This is a genomic window from Idiomarina aquatica (genome assembly GCF_003987185.1).
Lineage (GTDB): Bacteria > Pseudomonadota > Gammaproteobacteria > Enterobacterales > Alteromonadaceae > Idiomarina > Idiomarina aquatica.
This window is the reverse complement of record NZ_PIPS01000002.1, coordinates 141,497-156,669: the sequence shown is the minus strand read 5'-3', so window position 1 is coordinate 156,669 and position 15,173 is coordinate 141,497. Positions and strand designations below refer to the sequence as shown.

Below are 15,173 nucleotides of genomic sequence, written 5' to 3'. Positions count from 1 at the left end.
ACGCCACCGTGTTCTTTGCAAAAGCGTCGATTACCGACTAACGTCAGTTAAGTGTATCGCAAATTGGGAGACAGACTTATGATGGGTCATGAAATGTTTGCAGGCATCGGTTTCTTATGGATGCTGGTTGTTGGCATTATTTTCGTCATTCCCGCCTGGAAACTGTGTCAGCGTATTGGCTATCCCGGCCCGCTTGGCTTACTGATTCTGGTGCCCTTCGCTAATATCGTGTTACTGTACTTTATTGCCTTTGGTCCCTGGAAGGCGGGAGCAGCGTCGGTAGACGATTAAGAGGATTCGGCTTAACGGACGATAAGCACAGCGTATTTTTTTCTGGTTGCTCTTTTGTCTACGCAAACCTTTTGTATACTGAACCTCGTTTGTAACAAACAGGACTGCAAAATGACAACAACCCTAAAAATCGCTCTTGCCAGTTGCGTTGTGCTTTTTTCTACTACCAGCAACGCCGATGTGCTTTCATCCTCCGAACACGGCTTTCAGATAAAAATCGAAGAATCGTTTAACGGTTCGGCAGCCGATGGTTACACCCGCTTTGTTGATGAAATTGATGAATGGTGGCTTAACGATCACACGTGGTTTGGTGATGCCGGTAAGCTGTCGATAGATGCCACTGCAGGCGGCTGTTTTTGCGAGCTCAAGGGTGACCAGCAAGCATTGCACATGCAAGTAAGTTACGTTGACCCGGGCAAAGCACTGCGCCTTACCGGCGGCTTAGGTCCGCTGCAGTCACTGGGTATGAGCGGAACCATGACGATAACCTTCGCCGACAATAAAGCAACGCTGGATTATATTGTCGGTGGCTACCCAACCACCGATTTCACCAAACTGGCCCCCATCGTTGATGGCGTACTGAAACAACAGCTGGCGTCCTTCGCGCGAGTTTCCGAATAAGCTAACGGCACCTGGCTGGGTAACATGAAATGGCTACTAACGTTCATCCCGCTGGTATTACTCGGTTGCTCCAAGTCGCCGGGCATTTATCTCAATGAGCGTTATTTAACCGATGAAAACACCGCCTCACTTCGTCATGCTATGGCCGAGCGAGGCTTTGACGTGACATCGGTAAACATTCCCTTCCCGGCAAACGTAGAGCGTTCTACTGTTATGTACAGCCCGTTGCTACTGGATGAACACGCGTTAGATAACGTCGTAAAAACGCTCGAACAAGAAGGTTACTCCTCGTTACAGCTGATTCCGTTGAAGCAAGGTAACCACTGGTATAAACAAAACAGTCTCGGTTTATACCTGCTACCACCCGGCGCGGCATCGCTTGCGTCATCCGCGCTAAGGTACGCTCAGCATTACCAAACTGAGCGCTGCGATAGCCATGCGTCATTGACATTGAGTGACGACAAGCACTTTACCTATCAACAGAATGGTCGCCAGCTTAGCGGACGCTGGGAAATTCCTGATACACCGTATCTGCGGTTACACAACCAACAACCATACGTCAATTTCTATTATCGTATTGCGCGTGAAACTCGCTCTGATAATTTAGGTAAAATCGACGTGATAACGTTAACCCCGATGAGCGATGATAACGCCATTGCTGACTGCAGGATGGTGGTTGGTATCCGCCGTTAACCCATCCGATTGCCGCTAGCCCACTGACGAGAAGCCTTGCTAATGACCACTGTAACCATCGTGTTTCTGATCACCTATCTGGTAATGGCACTAGGTAGACTGCCAGGCACCCGCATCAACCGCACCGGGATAGCACTCATCGGGGCTATGGTATTGCTGGGTGGCGGTATCGTGCCGTTGCAGAATGTCGAAAAGCTGGTCGAGCTGCCAGTTCTGCTGACGCTGTTCTCATTGATGATCATCGGTGCGCATTTGCAACATGCCCAAGCCTTCAGTGTATTCACCGCACGCATGACCCACCCACAAGTATCGCCGAAACGGATGTTGCTGGTCAGCTTAGCGTTAAGCAGTGGGTTTTCACTGGTGTTAGTGAACGATATTGTGGTATTTGCCCTGGCGCCGTTACTGTGTGAAATCTGTGCCGCAAAGAAAATAAACCCAAAACCGCATCTGTTGGGTTTGGCATTTGCCGCTAACGCCGGCTCATCGGCCAGTTTAATTGGCAACCCGCAGAACATCCTGCTTGCCGACGTTGGCCAACTCTCGCTTATCAATTATGCGCTGTTTGCAGGTCTGCCCGCTCTGACCACAGTGGTCATCATCTACGCCGTGTTGCAATGGGTTTATCGCGATGCGCTGGTACCGACGCCCGACAAACAGAACACCTTCAGCAACAGCCATGCTGTTGATCGATTCACCACCATTTTATCACTGGGTGCACTCGTGGTTGTGGTTGGCGGCTTCATCGTTGCGCCCGGGCACGGCTATCAAGTCGCGTTAACAGCGGCCGCCGGCTTGAGCATTTTGGGTCGTATGCACACAGCCACTTTGCTGAAAGACGTTGATATCAACTTGCTGATCATGATGACGGGACTGTTTATTGTCACGGGAGCTTTTGCCAACGCGCCTGCCGTAACGGAGCTGGTTGCCAGCTTCAGCGAGGCCGGCTGGTTGCCGACCACACAATGGAGTGCTGCGTTGTTTTCTCTTCTCAGTAGCAATACCATTGGCAACGTTCCCGCCGTTATGCTGTTACTAAAACTGGTCGATACTCTGCCGCAAATCGTTTTTCAGTGGCTGGCACTGTTCACCACCCTCGCCGGTAACCTGCTGATTACCGGCAGTCTGGCCAACATCATTACTGCGGAACGAGCCGCTCAGCAGCGCGTGTTTCTGACCTTCAACGACTTTGCCCGCGTAGGGATTCCTATCACCCTGTTGAGCATGGCGGCCGCTTATTTATGGTTGTGGCTTTTTTCATCCAGTATCACGACCTTAGTCTGAACCTCAGTCTGTTCCAGCATCGCCAGAAAGCGCAACAAAGGCGCGTGAGACGACTTGTCTCCCATACCCCAACTGGCGTTGCCGTATCCCCATGGAATGATCACTTTGCAACGCAAATCCTTGGCAGCCGTCACAGCATCTTCCGGCGTCATGTGGACGTAGCGATACCATTTAGGATGATCGTCACTGTGATAAGACGCGATCGGCATCAGACACACGTCAATTGCGCCATACTGTTGAAAAATATCGCTAAAATGCTTCGAGTAGCCGGTATCTCCTGCAAAAAACAACGTCTTGCCCGTGCTTTTCAATAACCACCCGTTCCAGGATGTCCGGTTGCTGTCGTCGTAAATAAAGGGAATAAACGTTCTACTGCTGAAGTGATGCGCCGGCAGCGCAACGACTTCCGTGTTTTTATACGCTTTGCTCGAAAACCAGCCCATCTCGTTAATCGATGCACCCATCGCCGGTATATGAGGAGCAACATTAAGCGGCACAAAATACTCCTTATTACTACCCAGCGATTTAATGTCACTTTTATTGAAGTGATCATAGTGCACATGCGAATACAGCACAGCGTCAGTGGCTTGTCGATTATCTTGATTAAATTGCGGATAATGCGATCGATAGTCTCCATTAAACCAGGCATGCAGCCAGTTTATCGGCCAGTCAAACTCTTCAAACACTGGGTCAATCAGAAACCGTTCACCAGAGGGCGTCGCAACAACAAACTGCGCATGGCCAAACCATTGCACAATAAAAGCGCCTTCGTACTGCGCTGCTGAGTAATTTCCCTGATACTGACACACGCCTTCACGACAAGTGAGTTCCTCTCGCGGAGCGTAGCAATCATCACCACAGGTTAGCGGATAGTCCTTTTCGCCAACATACAAATTGCTAAATTGGCGAGTCTGCTGATCGTACGGCTGCTTACCGTTGTCATGAATCGTCACCGAGTTACTTGAGCAGCCCGACACCAGGAAAACCAGCAGGAAAGTCAGCCCGTAAACAAGCGACAAATCGATTCGTTGCATGGGGTATGTCCTTTGTAAAGATGATGTAATTAGGTGATGTTCACTAAGTACCAGACAACCCCCAAATGAAAGAGCATGAAGCCAGCTAATCCAGCCTGTGCAATGGTTACTGCCAGTCTGGCCTCGCTAATCGACAACAAGCCAAAACGAGTGACAACATTGCCGGTCATCAGGCTAATAATAAGCAGCGTAGCAAAAAAACAGGCGCCCAGAATAGTCGACTCGATTGTGGCATCGGCCAGCGCCTTGCGAAACGCGGTCGGCTGTTGGCTCACCTTATAAAAATAATACAGGATGGCGAACAACGCGCCGAAACCGTGCACAATCAGCAAATGTTTGACGGTCGTGGGTGAATCCTGCATTCCGTAGGATGGTTCTGACATTTTCTGGCTTGATTCTGATGTTTTTTTCATGAGGCACGATGTTGATGTTAAAAGTCTTTCTTGCGCAGCGCTTTTTTCTGTCCCTGCTGTTTTTTACTTTGCAGGCGCTTTTCCTTAGCTGCCCTACTGGGCCGAGTGGCAATGCGCTTTTTCTGCACCCGCGCAACGCTGCCGATAAGCTCGATCAGCTGCTCCAGAGCCAGCTCACGATTACGCGCCTGACTGCGAGTTTCCTGGCATTTGATAATGATCTTACCGCTTTGCGTAATGCGGTGGTCAGCGAGCCTAAGTAGCCGTTGCTTATAAAAGTCCGGTAGTGACGAAGACTGAATATCGAAAATCAATTGCGCGGCCGTCGCAACTTTATTGACGTTCTGGCCGCCGGCGCCGCTGGAACGGATGAACTGCCACTCAATTTCATGTTCAGCGATTTCGACCCGCTGAGAAATGTTAATCATGTCCGCGTCTAGCCTCTTTTAAGGTAGTGGCTGATAGCCCTTCCAGTCGGGAACGAGCGCTTGCTGCTGGCCATCGTAATGTAAGTGAATGTGATGGTTGTCAATAAGATCCACACACAGACAGTCATCAACGGCGATTAAATCGTCTTTATGAACCTGTTCGGCGCCCGCCAGCCCGCGCTTAAGCACTTGCGCTTTAGCCAACGCTTTTGCGGCCTGAGCCGAATCGGCAACGACTAACGTAAAATCATGAAACTCCGCCAACTTACCGTCGAAATAGCCGCCAAAATTAACAAAAAACAGCTTTTTGGCTGAATCCTGCGGTGCCTCCTGCGACAATTCAATGCGATAGCCATCAACGTGATGCAACTGCACGTAACTGTCGAGGTGAAGGCCTTTTTGGGTGCCAAACCAGCCGGCGCGAATCGCCGGATACGTTTGTTCCATGCTCTCGCCAACAACAAAACGGACATCGTGCAATTCAATATTAGCGCCGGGAGCGGTGCCACCAATGTAGGTTAAAAAAAGTTTTTGCATGCCGCTCAATTACTCCCCGATAAAACGAAACCGCGCAACCGTGCGTCCATCAATAGTGACTGACTCAGTAAACATCGCATAGGGTCTAACCCATAATTTCTGCTCACCATAAAGGGGTTGATAGAGTACCAGAAGTTCTTCTGTTTCGCTGTGCGTCACCGTATCAATCACCCGATAACGGTTGCCTTTATAATGTTCGTAAATACCCGCTGTTATTGTCATATCTTTCGCGCATCCGGTTCCTTTGTTTTTCATGATCATATAGGCTTTCGTTCTGACGATAAATCGCTATTTAAACCAATGATATCGAACAAACAACAACTGCTGGATTTCTTACATCAAAATCAACCGGTAACCGTATTAACCGGGGCCGGGATAAGCACGGCTTCGGGCATCCCTGATTACCGTGACCACAATGGCAACTGGAAAAGCTCGCCGCCCATACAGCACCGCGACTTTATGACCAACGAATTGCTCCGCAAGCGTTACTGGGCGCGTGCATTGCATGGCTGGCCAGTGCTTTTTCATGCTCAGCCCAATGCGTCTCACCGGGCATTGGCTAAGATGCAACAGGCAGGATTGATCGGTACCATCATTACGCAAAATGTCGACGGTTTACACCAAAAAGCCGGCGCTACCGACGTTATCAATCTGCACGGTTATGCCAATGATATGGTGTGTATGAGTTGCGGAGCACAATCACCGCGGCTTGATATGCATGAGCGCTGCCTGGCACTTAACCCCGAATTTGCCGACATGGACGCCACGGCTCTACCGGACGGTGACGCGGACATTGAAACCGATTTTTCAAAATTCCAAATTGCTGATTGCCTGAATTGCGGAGGCATTTTAAAACCAGACGTTGTTTATTTTGGCGATACCGTTCCCAAAACCCGCGTAGCGGCGGCGAAACAAGCGTTAACGGACAGCGGTGGCTTATTGGTTATTGGCTCGTCATTAATGGTTTTCTCCGGTTACCGCTTCGCCCGCCAGGCCAATGAATGCCATCAGCCTCTCGCCATTTTAACCCGCGGTAAAACCCGCGCCGACGACATCGCCACCGTTAAAATCGATGACGATATTGAACGTGTGTTGGTGTAGCAAGGTAATGCGATAAGCACCTGGCGGAGATGAATTTTTTACAAATCATTCATCTCCCGCCGATTTGGTTCAACCTCGGCCAACCCTCGCCGTTGTTAACGGATCAGTCCCAGTGTTGTTTAAACCACGAGATCATTTCTGCGACTATTTGCTTTCGTTTGGGGGCTGACTGATGACCAAGACCTTCATAAACCGAAAGCTTATGTTTAAAGCCCTCCGCTTCCAGAACCTTATTCAACGCGATACTTGAATCAACCAAAACCCGCTGATCCTGTTCGCCATGAATGAGCAAAACCGGAATATCCTTATCAATTTCACCAACCCAGTGGATTGCTGACCGCTTTTTCAACGCCTCTGCTTTGTTCTCTTCATAATTCGGAATTCTGGCTCTATACACCTTTTCCATTTCCGGTCGATGTTTCAGTGCTTCCACAAAGTCATATTGTCCGGCAAACAATACCGCAGCATCGGCTTGCAGGCCCTGCTTTAATGCCAATAGTGATTGCATACCACCACGACTTTCTCCATATACGGCAACCTTCTCTGGATTTACGGCGGGAAATTCGCTAAACAACTGAGGCAACGCCAGCACATCTTTAACGTCTTCACCACCAAACTCATCGTTACCAGGTAATGTTGGAAAAACACCACGGTAATTCGTCGCAAAAATCGCAACATTATGCTCTTTTGCTATATCAAACAGCCGCAGATAAACATTCCCAAATATCCAAGCGCCATAAGTTGCGTTGCCACCCCGATTATAAATTACGACCGGTAAGTCTGATTGATCTGATGGCGCAATATAAAAACCGTCGACGATGGCATCGTCGACTTTGTAGATCATGGTGCGGCAATCTATCGTTTCTCGATAATTTTCAAACTGCTCCTTTTTGTAAAAGGCGGTATTTCTCGTTAATCGTTCTTCAAAGTCCTCGGCTTTTTCACGGCTTCCGCCGGAAATTACATTCATCCAGCGTTCATAACTGGAAAAGGGCCCCGTAAAGCAGGTATCCGATTTTAGTAAAGAAACCTCATCCTGAGCGTTCGAAGACAGGGGAAACGTCAATATTCCGATGGCTGCAGCCACAACAAGAAGATACGTTTTTCTTAACATTTTCATGTCCTTATGATTGCTATTAAAAGTAGACCGTTAATGAAATACATTATCAGCAATTGACGGGTCTTTCGATAGCTCGTTCTGGTTTAAACTCGATAACCGTTCCATTAGGATTTATTCTTAGTCAGTGCAAGCCAGCAAACACGCTGGCTTATACTTAGTTACATTCCGAACCCATGACACGTTTTAGATGAGTCAAGACAGTATCCATTGTTTCTTTGTTATAACTGTAATGGTCTCCATCCAAATCGATATGCAGCACGGGGTTCTCATAGCTATTATCTGACAACCTTTGTTCAATTTTATTAGCCATTTCGAATGAAGGCCAAATTTGGTCTTGCCTTGCTGAGACCAGCGTAACCGAGCCTTTAATCTTCTCGACAGGAATTGCAGCATCGTTTAACTCTTTTGGGGAAGCTTCCGATAAAGCGTCAGTAAAGGCATTTCGGTACTCACCGGTAAAAATTCCGGATAGCATGTCAAAAGATAATAAAGGGGCCTCAATGTAAGGTAGTGGCTGTCCGTCGATGCTCCAGCTTGAATAGCTCATTGGTGTTTTCACTGCATTCCAGACAACATGACTCGGGTATGCAGCAACAATGTGATTAACCGTATTAAAATGGCTGCCAAGCAACAAAGATAATTCCGCACCTTTTGAGAAACCGAGAAGTGCAACACACTGACCTTTAATGCTCGAGTCTTCAGTTATTGCCCTAATACGCGCGTCAATTTCGTTTAAAGACAGCTCAATAGGGCTATCGGGCGTTCCCAACGTATCAAAGTAACCCATTGATGCAACAGAGAATCCATAATCGTGATATCTATCCATCAACGGCTTCATATTTGGATTGGCAAAGTAATTACCACCGTCACTTCCTCCTACCAAAATGACTAACGGGTGTGCTTCTCCGTCGCTAATGTAATTGGTGTATAAATCAGGTGCTGGTGCGTTTTCGCAGGACGCAAGAGCCCCCACCAGTAAAAATGGTGTTATTAATTTTTTCATTATTTTTCCTTATTTTTTAGGGTTAAGCACTACACCTTTAAGTGCCTTTTTAGTTGGCGTGCGCCATTTCGGCTGGTTAATACTTCCAGCTCGGAGTGAATAAATCTTAAGAGCAAGCGCCCATTAAGCCAGCGCTCGGCTTCGCTCAATCGAAGCCGATTAATGATTGCGCCACGATGGACACGGAGAAAGTGTGCTGGCAGTTGTTGCTCCAGCTCAGTTAATGTCTTGTCTAAAGGGTAAGTCTGCGAACCGCAATGGGCCACTTGCGTCCCGTTGTCGATAATAATGGCATCGATATCCTCAATTCCTACGTTTTTCATACGTTGCCCCACCTGACTAATCAATGTTTGTGGCAGCGTTTGGGCTCGTTTTAGTCGCAGCCGCTCAGCGACTCGTTCAAGTGCGAGCTGAAGTCGTTGTAGGCTAATCGGTTTGAGAACGTAATCAGCGGCGGCACCGTTGAAGGCTTCAACGGCATAACGGCTGTGTGCCGTTGTGAAGATAACTTCGCTATTGCAGTGTTGCCGGTTTAATTGCGACAGCACATCGATTCCATTCAGTCCTGGCATATTAATATCGAGTAAAATGACATCGGGTTGTGACTCTGAAAGACGCTGAAAAAGCTCCTCTCCGGACCTTAGCTTGGCTTCAATACGCCACTCGGGTAATGCACTTATAAGCTGATTCAGCTTCAGTCTACTTGCGTATTCATCGTCAACGATAAAAAGGGTATTAATCATGATTGGACTCCAAGCTGATGTTGACAACCGCTCCCTTAGACTCTGGGTTATTCGACAGCTGGATATTGGCATGGCGCATAAGACCAATCCGTCGGATTGTCGTGCTCAAACCGAGTCCCGAATGCTTTAAGTTTTCAAGTTGAGTAGCCAGAACTGTGTCAGGAAAACCGGGACCATTGTCGCGGATAATAACCTGCAAAGCACTGCCACGAGCTCTACACGCTAACGTTAATTCAATTGGAAGCCGCGTGGCATGTTTAATTGAGTTTTCCAGTATTGGTTGCAACAAAAACGGGGGAATCTGCACATCTAGAGTTGCTTCATCAATGTCTATATCGATTTTCAAATCATCACCGAGCCTAGCACGCTCTATATTCAGCCACTTTTGTAGGATCATTAATTCATGTTTGAGGCTGATGGTATCGACATTATTCGTATCTAGGATATGTCGCAACACGGACGCTAAATCGTGAGTCAGCAGCTCTGCCTTTTTCGGATTCGACGTAATGAAAGCCGTTAACGTATTAAGGCTGTTAAACAAGAAATGAGGATGCAAGGAGTGCTTGAGTTGATTCAACTCAGCATGCTGGCGCAGCAAACGTTCGGTTTGTAATGCTTTGTAGGCTCTGTAGGCACGATAAAGAATATACGTTCCAATAGCCCAGGGAATTGACATGAAAAAGACGTCAAGCCAACCAAATTCAACACCTGGATAAATGCCTGCTAGAGCAAAGCCCCAGATTCGATAGCCGATATAAAAGCAGCCAAACCATAGAAGCAGCTCATAGAAAATATTGTTGATGCCGAGCCTTTTGATAGCGAATACAGCCGAAGAAATAGGTACCCAAAATAGGAAGACAATCGCAACAGCCCCAGCTAACAGAGCGTCATTGGTTCCTGCCTGCCCTCGTTGCCACCAGTCGAGAAAGGTAATCGTGGCACTGATAAAACTTAACCCGAGTAATGCAATAAACAGTTCTTTTTTAGTGATTTCTGGCATCGGTATGTCCGCTGCTTTTGGTTATGCAGACATTATTAAAGCCCTGAAGCTGAGTGTCACTGTGTTTCTGACTGAATGGTTGAATTAACGTGTTGAACTGTCGCTAGGGTTCGTCCGCTTTGAGCGAACAGCGGACTCAATAGAAATCCGATTTTTCGACTTGTAGTACGCTTATACGTAAATATGGTTACTCTATAAGTTCGAAATCAACCATTGAAAAGGATTTCAATATGCTTATTCTCAGCCGCCGTTTATCCGAGAAGGTAACAATAGGTCATGACATAACCGTCACTGTTTGTAGGGTCAAAGATGGCCAGGTAAAGCTTGGTATCGATGTACCAGCAGACATCGTCGTTATGCGAGACGATGCGGTCGCACAGGCTCCCAAAACAAAAAATAAGCTCAGAGTGACTTCACCCTGAGCCTATCCCTTACAACCCAAGCTCTATCATTAGCTGGCGCTTATAGTTGCCGCCAAGCGGAAGCACTGTTTCGTCAGCTAATTCAACTTCTTGATATCGACCTAGCTCTGATAGCAGCTTTCGCAAATGATCACGTTTTACAATATGGCTTCGGTGGATTCGAATGAATCTCTCATCCAGTATTTCTTCCATATCCGATAGCGTTGCTCGATGGAGCACTCGTTCGTTACCGAAGTAAATCTTCACGTAATTACCAAACGCTTCCACACGCTCGATAGAAGCAACCGCGACAAAACGAACCTCACCAGGATGCGTTTTAACGGCAATAATGTTTCGTCTCATGCTCCCCATACCTAGTCCCTCTCCATAACCAGGTCGGCATCGATGCTATTACCACCAGCCAGTCGAATCGACGTTCGCCCTTTTATTGAATAGTCATTGTAAATAGCAAACAGCAACGTTGTGCTAAGCCCTATCGCCACTATGGCGGTGATCAGTGAGCCAGTAGATAAGGTCCCGATAATACCTGAGCCCCATCCCAGCGGATTCCAGAAGTTGGTGGCAAAGACTCCAGCTGAGCCAACAGCTAGCGCAAAAGCACCAGACGATGCTGACTTCAATGTTTTCACGTCATCAGCCAACGACGCGCTTTTTACGGCTATCGTTTTGTCTTGCCTTTCGATAGCTCGCTCTAGCTCTGACTTGGTGTATACGACCGTTACGTTCGGCATAAATGTTCTCCTAATTGACAGTTAATTAACTGCAGCCGTAACTGCCATTAGGTGATATAGGTTTTAATTTCGCTTGGTTGTTACTCTAGGTATACGAAACAAAAAATAGGGGCACTCAGCCCCTATAGCTCTAATTCAGCAAAGTCCCGGTCAACATCTTCCTGAGTAATGCCAATATAACGCAGCGTCACAGCCTCAGAGCTATGACGTAGCATCTTCATTACCCTGGCGATGTCGTTTGTGTTCTTATAAAGGTGATAGCCTCGGGTCTTTCTCATTGAATGAGTTCCAAGTTTAATGCCAACCTCCTCCCCTATCGCCGCGAACGCCCGCGAAACGTAACGGCGGCTAATCGGGGCCTCGTCCAAACCTTTGGACCATTGGTTCCGGTAAGACTGAAACAGGTAGATATGCTCGGGATGCTCTTCTTTAATGCGACCAATAATAGACCGTGCTTTGTCGTTCAATTTAATAGTCGCTTGTTTTGACGTCTTTCCCTCAACCAAGGTCAGACGCTCATCGTGTATATTTTCAAACTTGATGGATAGCAGATCCGAGATCCGTAATGCCAGGTTCAAGCCTACATCCCAAACGTCCGCAATTTGCTGACCATAAGTTCGTTTGAGAAGGTAGCTAATCAGCTTCACGGTATCCAGATCTTTAACCGCTTGTACTTCGGCCATGATCGAGTTCCTTTTTTGCTGTAAAACGTGATTTTGAGTACTTAAGAGGGTATAAAGGGGTAAATAGCCCGTTTTTAGTGGGTTTGCTTGTTCCCAATTCCTTATTTTAGGAACTTAGTAGTAATCAAAACAGAACCACTCTTTTTGATGATATATCTTTTAAATTATGGGAAGTTCAAGCTTTGATTGAGAACGACTTTTAATTAATGTACCGTAGTGACGTCTTTTTAAACCGTAGGTAATGATGCTTAGACTGGGATTTTTATTACTAGTGATTGCTGCCGTTCTGACTCAAATCAGTCAGTCGGTTGCTGACGTGCATCAATCTCACCAGTCATCTTCTGAGCAACACCTCAATTTTGAGCATGACGAATCGCACATCGATAAGCGAAACCTACCTAAAAGTGGCGAAATCAGCTTTGACTGCCATCATTGCTGTCACTGCCATGGTTCATTTCATTTATATGCCATGAAGGCTGAAAAAACTCTCGCGTTACCACGAATGGGCACAATACGTCCTGGGTATACTGAGTTTTACACTAACCCTCTATCATCTCCGCTGTTCCGGCCTCCCATCTCCTCATAACTGCCTAATAAGCTGCGTTAGCAGCGCAAGAAATCATTATTTTACGCAGTAATATGACTGAGGAGTCTATCTATGGGTCCGTTTTCGACACATAGCAAACGCTTGTTTGTTGCCGTAAGTCTGGCAATAAGTTCAAGCTACGCCAATGCACAACAGTTGCCCGAGCAATGGCAAAAAACTGTGCAGCAACACCCCAGTGTTGAAGCCGCTCAACAGCAGGCTGAAGCGCTGATCCAACAGGGCAAACAATTAAATCAGCCTTTGTACAACCCTAGCTTATCGTCACGCTTAGAGCGCGAGGGTGACATCAATAATTACGCTGTTGGTCTAAGCCAGACGCTGGACTGGAGCACTCGCAATGAAGCAAGGGCCAGTCAGAGTGACGCCATGACGGCTATGGCAGTGAGTATTTATCGCCAGTCGGCGACATCGCATGCTAAAACTTTGTTGAATGCCTATGTGCAATGGCTGGACGCAAAACAGCGTTACGCACTGGCTGAGCAGCAAGAGAAAATCGTTAAACAGGCGATAAGCCTGGTTGCCGAACGACGTAAAGCCGGTGACTTAGGTGCCGTCGACGAACAACTGACGGTACTCGCGCTAAGTCGGCAACTGCAACAAACGGCAGCGGCTTATCAACAACTGCAATCCGCTGAAGCAGAGTTAAACGCTCTGCTAACAACGTCTGATGTCGGTCAACTCTCCATTAATGAGGAGCTATTTAACGTTGAACCTGCGTTAACGGCTCGTTGGCAACAACATCCAGCGTTAAAAGCCGCTTACCTGCAATGGCAATTAAAGCGCGCCGATGTCGACTGGAAACGCTCGTTAACCACCGCCAACCCAACCGTAGGCGTCGAAGCGGGCGAGAGCGATAACGAAACAGTAATTGGCTTATCATTCAGCATTCCACTACAGGTTCGCAATAACTACAGCGATGCGGTGCGCGCAGCCAATAGCGAAGCTGTTGCTGAAGAAAAACGTTTGATTGCACTAAGGCAACAATGGCAAGCAGCACTGAAATCGTCTCTTAACAATTATCGTTTTGTGAAAAAACAGTGGCAAAGCTGGCAAAGAGACTTTCAATCTCGGCAGGATGAGTCGATGCAGGTGATTGAACAGTCCTGGCTCGCCGGTGACCTATCCACCACCGACTACCTCACCGCTGTGCAACAGCAGCTCGATAGCCAATTTGCAGGGATAGCGCTGCAAACACAATATCGGTTGGCCGCCATTGAATGGTTGTACCGTTCGGGCGAACTCAGTAAAGCGCTGACGTTATCGCCGTTAAGCCAGCAAACAAACGCAGAGATTGGAGAGTAAACGATGTCAGTAAAACCTTTATACGCAGCAATAGCACTTGCGCTGAGCTTTTCGGTTATGGCGCAGGATGAACACGGACACGACGAAAAAGAAGATACCCACAAGGAAGAAGGCAAACACGAGCAAGGTGAACATAAGGAAAGCTCAGGCGTGGAGCTATCCAGCAAGCAGCTATCCATGGCAGATATCACCACGCGAACCTTGCAAACTCAAGTCATTGAATATCCGGTTTATGCCCCGGGCGAGGTGGTTGCTAACGACTTTAATAGCTATATCGTGAGTCCGCGCATCGATTCGACCGTTCTCAAACGTTTTGTCAGTATTGGCGATCACGTCGAAAAAGGTGAGCCACTGGCAACCCTCTTCAGCGCCACCATGGCGGAGGCGCAAAGTCAGTATTTGGTCACACTTAACGAATGGCAACGCGTGCAGTCACTCGGTGAGTCAACGGTAGGTGAAAAACGCTTTGTCGAAGCGAAAAACGCCTTTACCTCAGCGCAAGCGCAACTCAAAGCATTTGGTATGTCGGGCAGTGATATTAAACGTTTAAGTGATGCTGATTACCCTGTCGGCGAATACCAACTGACCTCAGAAATTGGCGGGATTGTGGTTAGCGATAACTTCAAGCAAGGCCAGCAAGTTAATGCCGGTAATCACTTGGTTGAAGTGCTGCAAGAAGAAACCTTGTGGGTTAATGCTCGTCTACCAGGCTCAGCTGACCTTAGTGTGCAGTTTGGTGATCCTGTTACAGTGAGTGTCGACAATCAGCGCTTTGCGGCAAAAGTCATTCAGGAAGGCCACACAATAGACCATAAAACCCGCACCCGAACGGTACGACTTGCGGTAAATAACGAAAAGGACCAATTACACCCTGGTTTATTTGCGGATGTTTATTTCTCAGTCAAGTCGGATGGACCGGTGCTTGCAGTTAAGGACTCAGCCTTAATGCGGGCCCCTGATGGTGACTGGCAGATATTCATTGAGCACGAACCCGGAAAGTTTGAACCGAAGAAAGTCGAATTGGTTGATGAAAAGGGTCCGTGGAAAGTTATTCGAGGCGTTAAGGAAGGCACAAAATACGTAGACAACGGCGCGTTTTTCGTTCGCTCACAAATCGCTAAAGGCGGTTTTGACCCACATAACCACTAACAGGAGGTTGT

Annotated in this window: 20 protein-coding genes; 8 read left to right on the top strand and 12 right to left on the bottom strand. The window is 47.6% G+C overall.

What is annotated here, in order from left to right; translation table 11 throughout:
• Positions 1 to 78: 78 nt before the first annotated feature.
• The 4 genes from CWE23_RS07635 (at position 79) to CWE23_RS07620 (ending at position 2,889) form a co-directional block, all read left to right on the top strand.
• Complete coding sequence (locus tag CWE23_RS07635) at positions 79 to 291, top strand: hypothetical protein (protein WP_126819925.1); 213 nt, start codon at positions 79 to 81, stop codon at positions 289 to 291.
• A gap of 111 nt (positions 292 to 402) precedes the next feature.
• Positions 403 to 912, top strand: a complete 510-nt coding sequence (locus CWE23_RS07630) for an SRPBCC family protein (protein ID WP_126819924.1) — start codon at positions 403 to 405, stop codon at positions 910 to 912.
• 24 nt (positions 913 to 936) lie between these two features.
• The gene (locus CWE23_RS07625; protein ID WP_126819923.1) at positions 937 to 1,605 is read left to right on the top strand and encodes a hypothetical protein; all 669 of its coding nucleotides are present in this window, start codon (positions 937 to 939) and stop codon (positions 1,603 to 1,605) included.
• Positions 1,606 to 1,647: 42 nt separating this feature from the next.
• Positions 1,648 to 2,889: an ArsB/NhaD family transporter gene (locus CWE23_RS07620; RefSeq protein WP_105306715.1), complete on the top strand. Its 1,242-nt coding sequence runs from the start codon at positions 1,648 to 1,650 to the stop codon at positions 2,887 to 2,889.
• Here CWE23_RS07620 and CWE23_RS07615 read toward each other — a convergent pair.
• Genes CWE23_RS07615 through CWE23_RS07595 form a run of 5 tightly spaced genes read right to left on the bottom strand, consistent with a single transcriptional unit; the run spans position 2,841 to position 5,523 of the window.
• Complete coding sequence (locus tag CWE23_RS07615; RefSeq protein ID WP_126819922.1) at positions 2,841 to 3,923, bottom strand: MBL fold metallo-hydrolase; 1,083 nt, start codon at positions 3,921 to 3,923, stop codon at positions 2,841 to 2,843. The two genes, CWE23_RS07620 and CWE23_RS07615, sit on opposite strands and share 49 nt — an antisense overlap.
• A 29-nt stretch (positions 3,924 to 3,952) precedes the next feature.
• The gene (locus CWE23_RS07610) at positions 3,953 to 4,336 is read right to left on the bottom strand and encodes a hypothetical protein (RefSeq protein ID WP_157982916.1); all 384 of its coding nucleotides are present in this window, start codon (positions 4,334 to 4,336) and stop codon (positions 3,953 to 3,955) included.
• A 17-nt stretch (positions 4,337 to 4,353) separates the two neighbouring features.
• Positions 4,354 to 4,764: an alternative ribosome rescue aminoacyl-tRNA hydrolase ArfB gene (gene arfB / locus CWE23_RS07605; protein WP_126819920.1), complete on the bottom strand. Its 411-nt coding sequence runs from the start codon at positions 4,762 to 4,764 to the stop codon at positions 4,354 to 4,356.
• 18 nt (positions 4,765 to 4,782) lie between these two features.
• Positions 4,783 to 5,301, bottom strand: coding sequence for a DUF1543 domain-containing protein (locus tag CWE23_RS07600; RefSeq protein ID WP_187346261.1), 519 nt, complete (start codon positions 5,299 to 5,301; stop codon positions 4,783 to 4,785).
• Positions 5,302 to 5,310: 9 nt separating this feature from the next.
• The gene (locus CWE23_RS07595; protein WP_126819919.1) at positions 5,311 to 5,523 is read right to left on the bottom strand and encodes a DUF1653 domain-containing protein; all 213 of its coding nucleotides are present in this window, start codon (positions 5,521 to 5,523) and stop codon (positions 5,311 to 5,313) included.
• Between the two features lie 78 nt (positions 5,524 to 5,601).
• On the opposite strand from CWE23_RS07595, the gene CWE23_RS07590 reads away from it, so the two are divergent.
• On the top strand, positions 5,602 to 6,402 hold the full coding sequence (locus tag CWE23_RS07590) for an NAD-dependent protein deacetylase (RefSeq protein WP_105306720.1): 801 nt from the start codon (positions 5,602 to 5,604) through the stop codon (positions 6,400 to 6,402).
• Between the two features lie 103 nt (positions 6,403 to 6,505).
• Here CWE23_RS07590 and CWE23_RS07585 read toward each other — a convergent pair whose 3' ends face one another.
• The 4 genes from CWE23_RS07585 to CWE23_RS07570 all read right to left on the bottom strand — a co-directional run bounded on the left by CWE23_RS07585 (position 6,506) and on the right by CWE23_RS07570 (position 10,268).
• On the bottom strand, positions 6,506 to 7,516 hold the full coding sequence (locus tag CWE23_RS07585) for an alpha/beta hydrolase family protein (protein WP_157982915.1): 1,011 nt from the start codon (positions 7,514 to 7,516) through the stop codon (positions 6,506 to 6,508).
• Between the two features lie 160 nt (positions 7,517 to 7,676).
• Positions 7,677 to 8,525, bottom strand: coding sequence for an acyl-CoA thioester hydrolase/BAAT C-terminal domain-containing protein (locus CWE23_RS07580; protein WP_126819918.1), 849 nt, complete (start codon positions 8,523 to 8,525; stop codon positions 7,677 to 7,679).
• Between the two features lie 29 nt (positions 8,526 to 8,554).
• Positions 8,555 to 9,268 (bottom strand): LytR/AlgR family response regulator transcription factor, encoded by a 714-nt coding sequence (locus CWE23_RS07575; protein ID WP_198678813.1) that lies wholly within the window; start codon positions 9,266 to 9,268, stop codon positions 8,555 to 8,557.
• Positions 9,261 to 10,268 carry a sensor histidine kinase gene (locus CWE23_RS07570; protein WP_105306724.1) on the bottom strand — a complete coding sequence of 336 codons (1,008 nt, stop codon included), beginning with the start codon at positions 10,266 to 10,268 and terminating at the stop codon, positions 9,261 to 9,263. The genes CWE23_RS07575 and CWE23_RS07570 overlap by 8 nt, the downstream gene beginning before the upstream one ends.
• Positions 10,269 to 10,498: 230 nt before the next feature.
• On the opposite strand from CWE23_RS07570, the gene CWE23_RS07565 reads away from it, so the two are divergent.
• Positions 10,499 to 10,690: a carbon storage regulator gene (locus CWE23_RS07565; protein WP_126819916.1), complete on the top strand. Its 192-nt coding sequence runs from the start codon at positions 10,499 to 10,501 to the stop codon at positions 10,688 to 10,690.
• A 9-nt stretch (positions 10,691 to 10,699) separates the two neighbouring features.
• Here the strand turns inward: CWE23_RS07565 and CWE23_RS07560 are convergent, their stop codons facing one another.
• The 3 genes from CWE23_RS07560 to CWE23_RS07550 form a co-directional block, all read right to left on the bottom strand.
• Positions 10,700 to 11,032: a LytR/AlgR family response regulator transcription factor gene (locus tag CWE23_RS07560; protein ID WP_241970581.1), complete on the bottom strand. Its 333-nt coding sequence runs from the start codon at positions 11,030 to 11,032 to the stop codon at positions 10,700 to 10,702.
• 11 nt (positions 11,033 to 11,043) lie between these two features.
• Positions 11,044 to 11,421, bottom strand: a complete 378-nt coding sequence (locus tag CWE23_RS07555; RefSeq protein WP_105306727.1) for a hypothetical protein — start codon at positions 11,419 to 11,421, stop codon at positions 11,044 to 11,046.
• Positions 11,422 to 11,543: 122 nt separating this feature from the next.
• The gene (locus tag CWE23_RS07550) at positions 11,544 to 12,104 is read right to left on the bottom strand and encodes a tyrosine-type recombinase/integrase (RefSeq protein WP_011234868.1); all 561 of its coding nucleotides are present in this window, start codon (positions 12,102 to 12,104) and stop codon (positions 11,544 to 11,546) included.
• A gap of 658 nt (positions 12,105 to 12,762) precedes the next feature.
• On the opposite strand from CWE23_RS07550, the gene CWE23_RS07545 reads away from it, so the two are divergent.
• Positions 12,763 to 14,013: a TolC family protein gene (locus tag CWE23_RS07545; RefSeq protein ID WP_075610843.1), complete on the top strand. Its 1,251-nt coding sequence runs from the start codon at positions 12,763 to 12,765 to the stop codon at positions 14,011 to 14,013.
• A 3-nt stretch (positions 14,014 to 14,016) separates the two neighbouring features.
• Positions 14,017 to 15,162: an efflux RND transporter periplasmic adaptor subunit gene (locus tag CWE23_RS07540; protein ID WP_075610844.1), complete on the top strand. Its 1,146-nt coding sequence runs from the start codon at positions 14,017 to 14,019 to the stop codon at positions 15,160 to 15,162.
• The last annotated feature ends 11 nt before the right edge of the window (positions 15,163 to 15,173 follow it).

Coding starts and splice junctions, on each gene's coding strand:
- CWE23_RS07575 (WP_198678813.1), bottom strand. CDS start 9,268: ATGATTAATACCCTTTTTATCGTTGACGATGAATACGCAAGTAGACTG.
- CWE23_RS07625 (WP_126819923.1), top strand. CDS start 937: ATGAAATGGCTACTAACGTTCATCCCGCTGGTATTACTCGGTTGCTCC.
- CWE23_RS07635 (WP_126819925.1), top strand. CDS start 79: ATGATGGGTCATGAAATGTTTGCAGGCATCGGTTTCTTATGGATGCTG.
- CWE23_RS07570 (WP_105306724.1), bottom strand. CDS start 10,268: ATGCCAGAAATCACTAAAAAAGAACTGTTTATTGCATTACTCGGGTTA.
- CWE23_RS07630 (WP_126819924.1), top strand. CDS start 403: ATGACAACAACCCTAAAAATCGCTCTTGCCAGTTGCGTTGTGCTTTTT.
- CWE23_RS07545 (WP_075610843.1), top strand. CDS start 12,763: ATGGGTCCGTTTTCGACACATAGCAAACGCTTGTTTGTTGCCGTAAGT.
- CWE23_RS07600 (WP_187346261.1), bottom strand. CDS start 5,301: ATGCAAAAACTTTTTTTAACCTACATTGGTGGCACCGCTCCCGGCGCT.
- CWE23_RS07615 (WP_126819922.1), bottom strand. CDS start 3,923: ATGCAACGAATCGATTTGTCGCTTGTTTACGGGCTGACTTTCCTGCTG.
- CWE23_RS07550 (WP_011234868.1), bottom strand. CDS start 12,104: ATGGCCGAAGTACAAGCGGTTAAAGATCTGGATACCGTGAAGCTGATT.
- CWE23_RS07540 (WP_075610844.1), top strand. CDS start 14,017: ATGTCAGTAAAACCTTTATACGCAGCAATAGCACTTGCGCTGAGCTTT.
- CWE23_RS07610 (WP_157982916.1), bottom strand. CDS start 4,336: ATGAAAAAAACATCAGAATCAAGCCAGAAAATGTCAGAACCATCCTAC.
- CWE23_RS07565 (WP_126819916.1), top strand. CDS start 10,499: ATGCTTATTCTCAGCCGCCGTTTATCCGAGAAGGTAACAATAGGTCAT.
- arfB (WP_126819920.1), bottom strand. CDS start 4,764: ATGATTAACATTTCTCAGCGGGTCGAAATCGCTGAACATGAAATTGAG.
- CWE23_RS07585 (WP_157982915.1), bottom strand. CDS start 7,516: ATGTTAAGAAAAACGTATCTTCTTGTTGTGGCTGCAGCCATCGGAATA.
- CWE23_RS07555 (WP_105306727.1), bottom strand. CDS start 11,421: ATGCCGAACGTAACGGTCGTATACACCAAGTCAGAGCTAGAGCGAGCT.
- CWE23_RS07580 (WP_126819918.1), bottom strand. CDS start 8,525: ATGAAAAAATTAATAACACCATTTTTACTGGTGGGGGCTCTTGCGTCC.
- CWE23_RS07595 (WP_126819919.1), bottom strand. CDS start 5,523: ATGACAATAACAGCGGGTATTTACGAACATTATAAAGGCAACCGTTAT.
- CWE23_RS07590 (WP_105306720.1), top strand. CDS start 5,602: ATGATATCGAACAAACAACAACTGCTGGATTTCTTACATCAAAATCAA.
- CWE23_RS07620 (WP_105306715.1), top strand. CDS start 1,648: ATGACCACTGTAACCATCGTGTTTCTGATCACCTATCTGGTAATGGCA.
- CWE23_RS07560 (WP_241970581.1), bottom strand. CDS start 11,032: ATGAGACGAAACATTATTGCCGTTAAAACGCATCCTGGTGAGGTTCGT.